We start from the raw sequence: 11,553 nt of genomic DNA, 5'->3' as shown, positions 1-11,553 counted from the left end.
AGACGAATTGTTGTATATGGCGGGGTAAGAACAATGCAAAAACCCATTCTTGTTGGCGGTTTAGGTTTAGCCTTATTTTTCGCAGTTTTGGGTCGCTGGCAGGGCAATATTTTCGACCTTGGCGAATGGCTATTTTGGGGGGTGATCGCCTGGGGTGGCCTCCTGCTTTGGCAGAAAAAACAACCCCAATACCCCCAGGACAATCCCCAAAATCCCCTTAAACGAAAAGACGTTGACCAAGCCATTGCAAACGCCCAACAGTGGGTGATGGCACTCCAGCAAGAAGTGCCCGATCAAGATTTCACAACCCTTAGGCAAACCCTGGATAACCTTAATCAAGAATTTCAACGGGACCACTTCACCGTGGCGATCGCCGGTGGCCGGGGCACTGGAAAAACAACCCTCCTCAGGCAGCTCCAAGCCACCGCACCAACTTATACCCTCCAGGAAACACCGCCCTTATTTACCGACCTCGCCAGCTATGACCAAGCGGCCCAAAACCAAGTCTTTGCCGCCGACCTGGTGATTTTCCTGGTGAATGGGGATTTGATGGCCTCCCAATGGCAAACCCTCAACCATTGGCACCAAGCTCGCCAGACAATCCTCATCGCCTTCAACAAGCAAGATCAATATCAGCCGGAGCAACGGGAATTGATCCTGAACCAACTGCGGAACCATTGTCAGCCGGCGATCGCTCCCCAAAATATTCTCCCCATCACCGCCGCGCCCCAGGCCATCAAAGTTAAAAAAATCCAAGCCGATGGCACCGCCACCGAACATTTTGAACGCCCGGATCCAGTCGTTGCCCCCCTACAACATCAACTCCAAACCCTCCTCAGTCAGCCCGAAACCCAACAACAACTGCTGTGGTCAACCATCTGGCGCACCGCACGGCTCACCCAGCACAATGCCAAGCAAACCCTCAATCAATTCCGACGGGAACGGGCTTTACCGATCCTCGAAAAATATCAGTGGTTGGCGGCTGGGGCGACCTTTGCCAATCCCGTCGCTGCTTTAGATTTACTCGCAACGGCAGCCGTAACAGGACAAATGATTATGGATGTGGGAGCGGTCTATCAACAGCGTCTTTCTCTGGGTCAGGCCCAGGCGATCGCCACCACCCTCGGCAAACAAATGATCCAACTTGGCCTTGTGGAACTCTCCACCCAAGCCGTCGGCGGAATGCTCAAAATCAACGCGATCACCTACCTTGCCGGGGGGGCTGTCCAGGGGGTCAGTGCCGCCTATCTAACCCACATTGCGGGGCTGAGTTTAATCCAGTATTTCCAAGAACAAAACCCCCAAACTGCCTCTGAATCTCTTAATTTCGAGAAACTCAGCCAGATTCTTAAGCGAGTTTTTGAGCAAAATCAGCGATCGCAATTTTTCGGCAATTTCGTGAAAGGCACCCTAAATCGCCTATCCCCCCAAACGATTAGCTAAGATCTATAGCTAGCCCAAAAAATCATAAAATTCATAACTCCCCTAAATTCCCATGGATATCGAACTCGAAAACCTAGAGGCCTCCGTTGAAAATTTGTTATCTGCGGCGAAGACCCACCTCGAAGAAAAAAAATTACAGCAGCAGCGGGACGAACAATACCAAGATATTGTGCGCCAACGGGAAGCAAAACTGCACCCTCTGCTCAAAAAAGTCGAAGAGATGATCAGTACCTACCGGGCTGAAGGATATCATCATGCCGACATAATCCAACAATTACAAGAAAAAGCCGATGATATTCGCCGTGAAATAGCAGAAATACCCGAAAAAGCCACAGAAATTGTCGATGCCCAGCTTGTCCTCCGGGAAGAAAGACTTTTAGAAGAAAAAGCGCGGGAAAAAGTCCAACGCTGGCAGTCGGATCTCCGGGACGATCTGCTCGATATGATCTTTGAACAACAAGACTTTTTTAGTGCCACCGATGCGGCGATCGCCATCAAAGGCTATGTGGATGACCTCAAGGAAATAGGTTCTCTCGAAGAAGTGGTTGACGCCCTGATTAACCAAATAAACGAACACAGCGAAGAAGGCCCCGTGGCGCGACTGCGGGGAACCCATGAACAAACCCTAAACTTTATCTATAACAAAGCCCTCGAAAACCGTTCCCGTACAGAACACCATCCCAATATTCAACCCAAATCCCGCCACCGCAAATCGGACAAACGCCCGGAACTGTATGCAGACTTAGTTGGAAAAGTCTTAGTTTTTGGCGGACATGATCGCCTCCAAACCGCCGTAAAGAATCGCCTGCGCAGTTCCCAGGTGGAATTGCAATGGTATAGCGAACAGGATGGTCTACAACTTTCTGCCCAGGGGGAAGCCCAGGTTACCAATGTTGACCTCATTCTCATTATCACGGGCTACGCCAGCCATTCCATGACGGAGCGGGCCATGGAAGCCTGTAAAAAAGCAGATAGGAAATATGAAATTATCAACACCACAGGCATGACCAGGGTACTAGAAGCCATCGAAGCAGGACTCAAAACCCAACAATTGGCACAACTCTGGAATAAGTAATCGCTCTATGGCAGTTCCCCCGAAGTTTCTGATTCAAACGGCACAATTTGTTTGGCATCGCCTGTGGCAAACCCTGATGTCTCAATTGGCCCCCAGCGACCCAACGGGCAATTTTCAGCGGGTTGAGAGTCAATTTCGCCATTGGGTCGGTTCTGAGCAGTTTCCGCCAGAGCCAAACCGTTATCGACTCTACATTGGCCTTACTTGTCCCTGGGCGCACCGGACAGCCATTACCCGCATCCTCAAGGGTCTAGAGGACGTTGTGGATCTGAGTGTGGCGATCGCCGATGTGTCAGTGGGAGGCTGGCGTCTGGAAAATGACCCCACGGGCTGCCGCAGCATGAAAGAGCTTTATCAATTGGGCCAGGCGGGTTACAGCGGCCGCTGTTCTGTACCAGTGCTGTGGGATTGCCAAACTTACCAGGTCGTCAATAACGAGAGTGCAGAGATTATTGTGATGCTCAATGATGCCTTTAATCGGTTTGCGAAATTCCCAGAGCGAGACTTATACCCAGAACCATTACGACCAGAAGGCGATCACCTCAATGACCTCATCTATCACACTGTTAATAATGGCGTTTATAAATGTGGCTTTGCCCGCACCCAAGCCGCCTATGACCAAGCGGCAACGGCACTTTTTCAAACTTTGGATCAGTTAGACCAACGCCTAGGCGATCGCCGCTATCTTTTGGGCGACCAACTCACCCTCTGCGATATCCGCCTATTTACTACCCTCATCCGCTTTGATCTCGTTTACCATGGTCTCTTTAAATGCGATCGCCGCCGCATCTGTGATTACAAAAATCTCTGGGGCTATCTACGGGATATCTATCAACTACCGGGTGTTGCCGCTACCTGCCCCCTCACAACAATCCAGCAAGAATATTACACTTCCCTCTTCCCCCTCAACCCCAGCGGCATTGTTCCCCTCGGTATCGATATTCATCGCTTTCAATCCCCCCATGACCGCCACACTTTAGCCATCAATTCCGACGATTCCTAACTCTGATAAGATTTTGGAGATTCATTGTTAGGCAGTGTTCTATGGTCAATCTTGAGGACATCAGACCCGTCAAAACCCCCTTTAAACAGGAAGAATGGCGGCCTATCCTGATTGTTAGCGGCATCTTTTTTATCATCTGTATGGCTTTGGTGCTGCACCGTCATTTCACATTCTATTCCTCCTATGACCAAGGCATCTTCAATCAGGTCATGTGGAATGGAGCCCATGGCCGTTTTTTTCAAAGTAGCCTCTCTTCACAGTTATCTACCAATGTTGTTCATGCAGGGGAAGTCCCAGATGTCAGCTACCATCGCCTTGGGCAACACTTCACTCCTGCTCTACTTCTGTGGTTGCCAATTTATTTCTTTTTTCCCCATGCTGCAACCCTAGCCGTACTTCTAGTTACCATGCTATCGGCAGCGGGTCTTGTTCTGTACCTATTAGCACGACATTATCTAGATCCAGTTCCTGCCCGTTGGATTACCTATAGCTATTACGGTGCAAATGCTGTAATTGGCCCAACTTTATGTAATTTTCACGATAATTTCCAGTTGCCTCTTTTTATCTTTACGTTGCTTTTAGCCATGGAAAAACGTTGGTGGTGGCTCTTTGGAATTATGTGTCCTTTGATCGTCATGATCCGTGAAGATAGCGGTATTGTTCTCTTCGGGGTGGGCGCTTATATGATCCTTAGTCGTCGTTTTCCAAAAATCGGAGCGGCGGTCTGTTTGTTTAGCTTTGGGTATATTCTGCTGCTAACTAATTTAATTATGCCGATCTTTTCCGAGGATATTTCTAAGCGATTTATGCTCGAACGATTTGGGCAATATACAGACGCGGCAGAGGCTTCCACCCTTGATATTTTATTGGCAATGCTCTCCAATCCATTGTTACTTCTTAGGGAACTGGTTACTCCTTTTGATCGGACAATTAAATATCTCGCAGGACAATTTTTGCCATTTGCTTTTGTCCCGGCAGTGGCTCCGAGTGCTTGGGCGCTCGCCGGATTTCCCTTGCTCAAACTTCTGTTAGGAAAAGGGATGTCTGTTCTCTCGATTAATATCCGCTATGCCCTTGCCGTTGTACCAGGTATTTGTTACGGGGTAATTTTATGGTGGTCTGGGGAAGGCTTTAATAATTTTTTCCGGAAAAACCAGCCCCGTCATCCCCGACAAATCAGCCCATTTTTTAAAAAATTCTGGATTACTTGTTTAACCTTATCTATCGCTTTTACCATCACAGCTAATCCTAACCGGACACTTTACTTTATGATTCCGGATTCTTTGCAACCTTGGGTTTATGTGTCCCCGATTGAGCAATGGTCTCGCAGTGTTGATATTCAGGGCATGATTGGCCGTATTCCTCAGGATGCAAGCGTCTCCGCAACAACCTACATCATTCCTCATTTATCTAGTCGTCGAGAAATTATTCGTTTACCCGGCATCGAAATTGAAAACGATCAACAAAACATCGAAAAAGTTGATTTTATTGTGGCAGATCTATGGCGTCTAGTGCGTTATCAAGTCGCTTTTGATGAGGATTGGCAACGATTGAAAGATTATGTTGGGGTAATTGATCAAATTGTTGATCAAAATGAATATGGCATTGTTGATTTTAAAGAAGGCGTTATTTTGTTAGAAAAAGGAAAAAGTTCAACACCTGATTCAAAACAGCAGTGGAGAGCATATCGACAAACTTTGATCCCGATCTTAAGTAAAAACGATAATTGAATATAAAAAAATTACCCCCTAATATCTTTACGGTATTGGGGGTCAACGAGATAATTTAGAGATTCATTTTTGGGTATTCTGTTTAATCGAGATCAGTATCATCATCGTCATCATCATCTTCAAAGCCGTCTTCATCCATCAGCTCAGATAAATCTTGATCGTCTGCCATCTCATCGATCAAGTCGTCTTTTTTCTCGCGGTAAATAATGCGACCGTTTTCTTCTAGCCATTCTAGTAATGATGTCTTTTGCTCGAGGGCAATCACGGAAGCAGGCGCGTATCGAGGTTCTTGGCGCAGGGAAGGATTTTTCATAGTCAAAACTAGGCGATCGCTACGGATATGTGAGCAGCTTTTTAGTATAGCTCATTCAGGATTCGGGCAGGACTTTGGATGGGGTTATTTTTTAAGCCAAAACCGTACAAGGACTCCCTGGCGTCGGTTCCAAAACCAGGGTGTCGGGTTGTTTTTCGTGGAGCATCTGCTTAAAGTCAGCGACCGTACCTTGGGGTTTGAGGAATTTCATCACCAGCCCTTCAAAGTTGACATCTCCACCAGCGGCAGTGGGCAAAATGACCTGGGGTTTTAGCCATTCACAAACCTGTAGGGCACTGGCTTGACCTTTGATCACGGGGCCGAGGAGGGGCAGGGTGAGATTAATCAATGGCGTCACCACAACGTCAATCGGAGCGTACTGCTTCAACTCCGGGGAATGATAGCCGTGGGGTTCGTAATAGAGCGTTTGGCCAGTGCTGAGATCCTTGAGCAGGTAGCCATTTTCCAAAGTGGTTGGCCCCACCGGAGACCCTTTCAGAGCCAGAATTTCTAAATTATCAATGGTGTATTTCTGGTGATGCTCTAGGGTGTGGATGGTTTGATAACCCAGAGACTCCACGACCTTGGCTGCATTAGGGGAAGCGACAACGGGTAATGCATGATCCAACTGCTCTAGGGTAGGTACGTGGGCATGGTCTGGTAGCCCTTGGGATAGGAGTATTAAATCTATATTTTCGGGAATGGGACGATCCTGGGGGCGATCGCCTTTAAATAACCAAGGCGTATTCCCAAACATCAACGAACCCACTAGCCAAGGATCTAGCAAAATACGTTTTCCGGCCATCTCAATGAGCCAGCTATTACTGTCGAGGTATGTCAATTCCATGGGTCAGCCTAGAGTACTTATTTACAGATCTTAACAATTTCTGTCCTGGGGTTAACGGCGAGACTCCAATACGGCCTGGGGATAAGCAATACGCTTATGGTTGTACTGCTCCCATACTTTTACAAAAACATCCACAATGGACGGCAACTCATTTTTTGCAATGCCAGATTCAGCTAATTGACCATCTTGCCAACGGGCCCGAAATATACGATTGACCATAATTGCCGCCTGGTCTGGGGTCGCTTCTTTCAAGGAACGTAGGGCTGCTTCACAACTATCTGCCAGCATTACAACCCCTGTTTCCCTTGATTGGGGGATCGGGCCAGCATAACGGAATAACTGTTCATCCACACTGTCTGGGGGGTGGCCTTCTTTTTCGGCAAGGGCACGGGCCTGATGATAAAAATACGAAATTTGCATCGTCCCTTGGTGTTCTGGGATGAAGTCGCGGATGGCCTTGGGGAGCTTATGTTTTTTGGCCATTTTTTCTCCTTCCGTCACATGCTTGCGAATAATCTCGACACTTTCGTAGGGACTAAGCTTGTCATGTTTATTGGGGCCACCCTGCTGATTTTCAATAAAACCTTGGGGGTCGTGGGTCTTGCCAATGTCATGGTAAAGGGTTCCAGCGCGGATTAATTCCACATCACAGCCTAATTGGCGACCAGCAGCTTCGGCGAGGGAGGCGACAAATAGTGTGTGTTGGAAGGTTCCAGGGGTTTCTTTAGCAAGCTTTGCGAGCAGAGGACGATTCGGGTTGGAAAGTTCAGCTAAGCGAATGGGGGTCAGCAGTTCAAAAAAGCGCTCCAAATAGGGGGAGAGTCCGAGGGCAATAATAATCCAGACGGTGCCAGAGAAGCCGAAAATTAATGCTTCTGGCAAGAGGACATACCAGAGGGTCTCGGCACTGGCACTGGCAATGAGATTCCAGGCGAGGCTAACGACAGCTTGCATGGCCCCAATGGTGAAGCCAAGGCTGGCTTGTTCTTCCCGTGATCGCAGTTTACCGCTTTGTTGGGCTGCAATGAGCCCGCCGACGGTGGCCGCAATGAGGTGATCCCATTTAATGTTTTCGTTGCTAATGCCCGTAATCCCGGATAAGAGGGCCACTTGGGTGATCGCAATGTGGGGATGGTAGAGGCTACCGGTGAGTAATCCGACGGCTGGTAAGTTGTTGTTGTAGGGAAATTTCGTCAGGCCCAAGAGGGGGGTACTCAGGCTAATGAGCAGCAGCAGCACCCAATCACGCCGCCGCAAGTTTTTCTTGGTTTTGGTAACGACAATGATGGTTATGACAACGCCACCGCTAACTAGAAGCGCATAACCGCCGAGACCCAACCAGTTAATTTGGCGATCGCTAAGGCCAAAGCCATCGAGTAGCACAAAATCTTCTTGGCTAATTTGCTCTCCCTTGGTGACAATGACCTCGCCCGAATCAATGCTTACAACGACGGGTTCTACGGCGAGGGCAGCCTGTTCGGAACGGCGTTTGGTTTCTTCGCGGTCTTCGATCAGGTTGGGGCGGAGAATTTGGGTTAAAGCGTCGATGGCAAAGGCGCGCCCGGAACTATCGTTTTCGAGTTGTACTTGGACAGTTTCCTGGAGGAGGCTTTGGGAAATGCCGGGAGGAATTCCCTGGGTCAAAATGCGATCGCCGGCCTGGAGAATATCAGTACGAACTTGCTCCCATTCGGCATCAGACAGACGGAGTAAAAACGTTTGGTGGGTTTGAAACAGGTCGGTGTTAAAGGTAGTTTGGGCTTCGGCGATCGCCTGTTGATAACCTTCCCGGGCAACCATGATCGTCGTGATTACCCTTTGCACTGCCGTAGGGCCAGCTACCCCTGCATAGCCGTAGAGTTCCCGGGTCGGGGTCGCCAAATTTGCATCCGTGGGCAGCAAGGTGTCGAGGGGGGGCAGGGGAGATATTTCGAGTTGATCGGCGATCGCCAACACCGTTTCCCATTGGGCATCGCTGGCTTGGCGGAGCATTGTTTGGCTCGGAACCGATAAAATTTGGGGATCGAGAAATGGAAATTCACCGGAAATGGTACGGATCCGGCTAATGTCATCGAGGAGGGTTTTGAGATCTTGCTTGATGGTTGGCGTCAGTTCTGGATCTCGCTTCAGGCTGGGGATAGCGCCCTGGCGAATTTCCTGGCGTTTGGCTTCGGTGGTCTTGGTATCTTCAAATTCGCCATCACTGGGGGCTGTGATCGTCTTGGGCGCAATGGTATCCACCGCCAATTGCGGTTGGTTATAGAAACGATCGCCAATAACGCTAGTCAAGGATGTGACCGCAACCACTGCCAATACCGAAGCAGAAAGTTGGCTAGGCGACTTCCGCCGGGTGGGAGATTGCCCTTGGCCCCGATGCTGTTTGGAATTAGACCAAAAATTCATATGCAAATTGAAAAAATGCGATTAATTCAGACGTCCACCGAGCGCAGAAGATTCAATCGGTCGCAGGGTGCTAAACAAGGTGGCGTTGGGAAATAAGTTGAAGCTGGGGGCGATATTGGAGAACGGACTGACTCGCAATGAGTGGTACTTGCTCCAACTGTAACTGATTTTCTGGGGGAAGTCCCGACCAGCGGCTCCAAAACTGTAAGACTTGGGTTTCCATTGCTTCTAAATCATGATGTAGCCGTAAGCATAGAGGTAAATGGCGATCGCCCCGGAGGATACCGATGAAAATTGCGACCCAAAGGCTGATAATACTTGATTCTGTTTGGACTAGGGCCAAGCTCTCTGGCCAACGACCGTTACCATAGGCGATCGCCCCATAGATTAGCAAAAGTTGTCGCGTTGCCTGATCAAGCTGTTTTTCGGCTCGAATCGTCCGACTGAAGCTTGTCCAGGTCTGTTGGGGAGTCCAGGGGGATGGTAGTAGTGTGCCGACCGGGGAATGTTGCGCGATGTGGGTACGGAATGTCCCAGGGGTGAGTTTTTCTCGGAAACAAGCACTCAAGGCCCCAGCCAAATCCAACACCATAGGATACTGCGCCGGGGGCAGGTCAAATTTTCCCAGGCGATCGCCTAAATCCTGGGGATCTTCATGACAAAATACCAACAGTGGCAACAACAAAAACGCATTTTCTAAGGGCTCTTCGGTAAACGGGGGCCGCCAACTGCCCGGTGTGCCGGTTTCGCTGTATTGGTTCATCAGGGCCTGCATTGAAAGGAGCAGGGGCGAGGTGTCATGGCCCTCAAATTGGCTGGCGATCGCCAACATCATGCCCAATAATCGGTGATAAAGACTCACAATCATTCTTGAACCTCCCCCTCGGAAGCCTGCCACGCTTCCCACAGATCTGGCCGCCGGGCCTGGGTGCGTTGGATTTGCTGGGACAAACGCCATTCCGCAATTTTTTGGTGATTACCAGACCGCAAGACCGCCGGTACTTCCCACTCCCGAAACTTGGCCGGGCGCGTATATTGCGGATAGTCCAACAGCGGCACCTGGAAACTATCGGCTTTCAGGGATGCTTCTTTGCCCACCGTGCCCGGCAGTAAGCGAATCACGCCGTTGAGCAACGTTAACGCCGGAATTTCGCCACAGGTCAAGACAAAATCGCCCAAGGAAATTTCCCGGGTCACCAAATGCTCCCGCACCCGTTCATCGACCCCTTCATAATGGCCGCAGATTAGAACCAACTGGTCATAGGTGGTTAATTCCGCCAAAAGTTGTTGGTCGAGCCGTTGTCCCTGGGGCGTCATCAAGATCACTTCCCGCTTAGGTTGCACGGGTAAAGACTCGACTGCGGCGAAGAGGGGTTCTGGTTTTAATAACATCCCCGCACCGCCCCCATAGGGTTCATCATCAACGCTCCGGTGTTTATCGGTGGTGAAATCCCTGGGGTTGGTGAAGTTAACGGTGGCAATGCCTTTCCCTAAAGCTTTTCCCAGGAGGCCGGACTGGAGCGGCGAGGTAAAAAAATCTGGAAAAAGGGTCACAAGATCGAAATGTAAAGCCATAGAAAAAGGGGGAGTGAAAGTGATGGTTTTTTGACCTAAAAAAGAATAATCAGCTAATTTGAGAATGACAAGGACTATGCAATAATTGTGGGGATTTTTCTGGATTTCTCTGGTTCTTTTGGTAAGGGTTCAGACCGCAGGAATCTGGTCAATGGCTCGGCCCCCATGGTGGCTTCACCAAGTGCAAACGGATCTGGAATTTCGCCTCTCACCTGTCCTCAAGATTAAACTAATGCCGTCAGAAACTTCTCTTGCTCAGCAAACTTCTTTTAAGAGTTCCATCCTTGTCATTGGGGGAGCGGAAGATAAGGTTCATGGTAAGGAAATTCTCGCTTCGTTTTTCCGACGGTCTGGGGGCACTGGGGCGGCGATCGCCATTATTCCATCGGCATCCCGCGAACCGTTACTGATTGGCGATCGCTACCAACGGATTTTTGAGGATATGGGCGTCGCAAAGGTTAAGGTCTTAGACGTGCGCGATCGCATCCATGCTGAAGATCGCTATTACCAAGAATTTGTTGAAGATTGTACTGGCGTTTTTATGACGGGCGGCGACCAGCTTCGCCTCTGTGGTCTACTTGCAGATACGCCACTAATGGAACGCATCCGCCAACGGATTCACAGCGGCGAAATCACCCTCGCTGGCACTAGCGCCGGGGCCGCGGTGATGGGCCACCATATGATCGCTGGGGGCAGTAGCGGCGAATCTCCCAACCGGGGTCTGGTGGATTTGGCCATGGGCCTGGGGATGATTCCAGAAATTATCGTCGATCAGCATTTTCACAACCGCAATCGCATGGTGCGTCTCCTCAGTACGATCGCCGTGCATCCAGACCGCCTGGGGATCGGCATTGACGAAGATACGGCGGCGGTCTTCGAGCAGGAAGGGTACTTAGAAGTCCTGGGCCGGGGGACAGTCACCATTGTTGATGCCCAGGATTTGACCCACACAAATCAGTCCCGTGTCGATACATCGGAACCGCTGAGTCTCCATAATTTGCATCTGCATATTCTCTGCCATGGCGATCGCTACGACCTCAAAAACCATCGGCCAATGTCCGGAAACCTTTAAATGATGGTCACTAACCGACAAATAATCCACGAACAAATTGTCCTAGAATAATTAGCAATTCTAGGGCGATCGCCAAATGTCATACTCCAGTT

General features: G+C 49.6%; 10 protein-coding genes. 5 read left to right on the top strand and 5 right to left on the bottom strand.

Annotation, left to right across the window (positions count from 1 at the left end):
* The first annotated feature begins 33 nt into the window (after positions 1–33).
* Genes AACQ84_RS12155 through AACQ84_RS12140 form a run of 4 tightly spaced genes read left to right on the top strand, consistent with a single transcriptional unit; the run spans position 34 to position 5,251 of the window.
* Positions 34–1,443 (top strand): slr1306 family protein, encoded by a 1,410-nt coding sequence (locus tag AACQ84_RS12155; RefSeq protein ID WP_012308011.1) that lies wholly within the window; start codon positions 34–36, stop codon positions 1,441–1,443.
* A 52-nt stretch (positions 1,444–1,495) separates the two neighbouring features.
* Positions 1,496–2,518, top strand: coding sequence for a DUF2325 domain-containing protein (locus AACQ84_RS12150; protein ID WP_012308010.1), 1,023 nt, complete (start codon positions 1,496–1,498; stop codon positions 2,516–2,518).
* Positions 2,519–2,525: 7 nt separating this feature from the next.
* Positions 2,526–3,521 carry a glutathione S-transferase family protein gene (locus tag AACQ84_RS12145; RefSeq protein ID WP_012308009.1) on the top strand — a complete coding sequence of 332 codons (996 nt, stop codon included), beginning with the start codon at positions 2,526–2,528 and terminating at the stop codon, positions 3,519–3,521.
* Between the two features lie 41 nt (positions 3,522–3,562).
* Positions 3,563–5,251, top strand: coding sequence for a DUF2079 domain-containing protein (locus AACQ84_RS12140; protein WP_012308008.1), 1,689 nt, complete (start codon positions 3,563–3,565; stop codon positions 5,249–5,251).
* An 82-nt stretch (positions 5,252–5,333) separates the two neighbouring features.
* Here the strand turns inward: AACQ84_RS12140 and AACQ84_RS12135 are convergent, their stop codons facing one another.
* The 5 genes from AACQ84_RS12135 to trmD all read right to left on the bottom strand — a co-directional run bounded on the left by AACQ84_RS12135 (position 5,334) and on the right by trmD (position 10,389).
* Entirely contained in the window at positions 5,334–5,564 is a 231-nt protein-coding gene (locus AACQ84_RS12135) for a DUF3134 domain-containing protein (protein ID WP_041443620.1), read from the bottom strand.
* Positions 5,565–5,655: 91 nt separating this feature from the next.
* Entirely contained in the window at positions 5,656–6,411 is a 756-nt protein-coding gene (locus AACQ84_RS12130) for an MBL fold metallo-hydrolase (protein WP_012308006.1), read from the bottom strand.
* 51 nt (positions 6,412–6,462) lie between these two features.
* The gene (locus AACQ84_RS12125) at positions 6,463–8,814 is read right to left on the bottom strand and encodes an HD family phosphohydrolase (RefSeq protein ID WP_012308005.1); all 2,352 of its coding nucleotides are present in this window, start codon (positions 8,812–8,814) and stop codon (positions 6,463–6,465) included.
* Between the two features lie 70 nt (positions 8,815–8,884).
* Complete coding sequence (locus AACQ84_RS12120; protein WP_012308004.1) at positions 8,885–9,682, bottom strand: hypothetical protein; 798 nt, start codon at positions 9,680–9,682, stop codon at positions 8,885–8,887.
* On the bottom strand, positions 9,679–10,389 hold the full coding sequence (trmD, locus tag AACQ84_RS12115) for a tRNA (guanosine(37)-N1)-methyltransferase TrmD (protein WP_012308003.1): 711 nt from the start codon (positions 10,387–10,389) through the stop codon (positions 9,679–9,681). Before trmD ends, AACQ84_RS12120 begins: the two co-directional genes overlap by 4 nt.
* A gap of 232 nt (positions 10,390–10,621) precedes the next feature.
* Here trmD and AACQ84_RS12110 point away from each other — a divergent pair, with 232 nt between their 5' ends.
* Positions 10,622–11,461 (top strand): cyanophycinase, encoded by an 840-nt coding sequence (locus AACQ84_RS12110; protein WP_012308002.1) that lies wholly within the window; start codon positions 10,622–10,624, stop codon positions 11,459–11,461.
* Positions 11,462–11,553: the final 92 nt, after the last annotated feature.

This window comes from Picosynechococcus sp. PCC 7002 (assembly GCF_963860125.1).
GTDB lineage: Bacteria > Cyanobacteriota > Cyanobacteriia > Cyanobacteriales > MRBY01 > MRBY01.
Note: the sequence above shows the minus strand (reverse complement) of the source record. Positions and strands in the feature narration are given on the sequence as shown.

What these genes read in the sequence shown, in the direction of transcription:
- trmD (WP_012308003.1), bottom strand. Translation starts at nt 10,389, where the DNA reads ATGGCTTTACATTTCGATCTTGTGACCCTTTTTCCAGATTTTTTTACC.
- AACQ84_RS12145 (WP_012308009.1), top strand. Translation starts at nt 2,526, where the DNA reads ATGGCAGTTCCCCCGAAGTTTCTGATTCAAACGGCACAATTTGTTTGG.
- AACQ84_RS12150 (WP_012308010.1), top strand. Translation starts at nt 1,496, where the DNA reads ATGGATATCGAACTCGAAAACCTAGAGGCCTCCGTTGAAAATTTGTTA.
- AACQ84_RS12125 (WP_012308005.1), bottom strand. Translation starts at nt 8,814, where the DNA reads ATGAATTTTTGGTCTAATTCCAAACAGCATCGGGGCCAAGGGCAATCT.
- AACQ84_RS12130 (WP_012308006.1), bottom strand. Translation starts at nt 6,411, where the DNA reads ATGGAATTGACATACCTCGACAGTAATAGCTGGCTCATTGAGATGGCC.
- AACQ84_RS12140 (WP_012308008.1), top strand. Translation starts at nt 3,563, where the DNA reads ATGGTCAATCTTGAGGACATCAGACCCGTCAAAACCCCCTTTAAACAG.
- AACQ84_RS12135 (WP_041443620.1), bottom strand. Translation starts at nt 5,564, where the DNA reads ATGAAAAATCCTTCCCTGCGCCAAGAACCTCGATACGCGCCTGCTTCC.
- AACQ84_RS12110 (WP_012308002.1), top strand. Translation starts at nt 10,622, where the DNA reads ATGCCGTCAGAAACTTCTCTTGCTCAGCAAACTTCTTTTAAGAGTTCC.
- AACQ84_RS12155 (WP_012308011.1), top strand. Translation starts at nt 34, where the DNA reads ATGCAAAAACCCATTCTTGTTGGCGGTTTAGGTTTAGCCTTATTTTTC.
- AACQ84_RS12120 (WP_012308004.1), bottom strand. Translation starts at nt 9,682, where the DNA reads ATGATTGTGAGTCTTTATCACCGATTATTGGGCATGATGTTGGCGATC.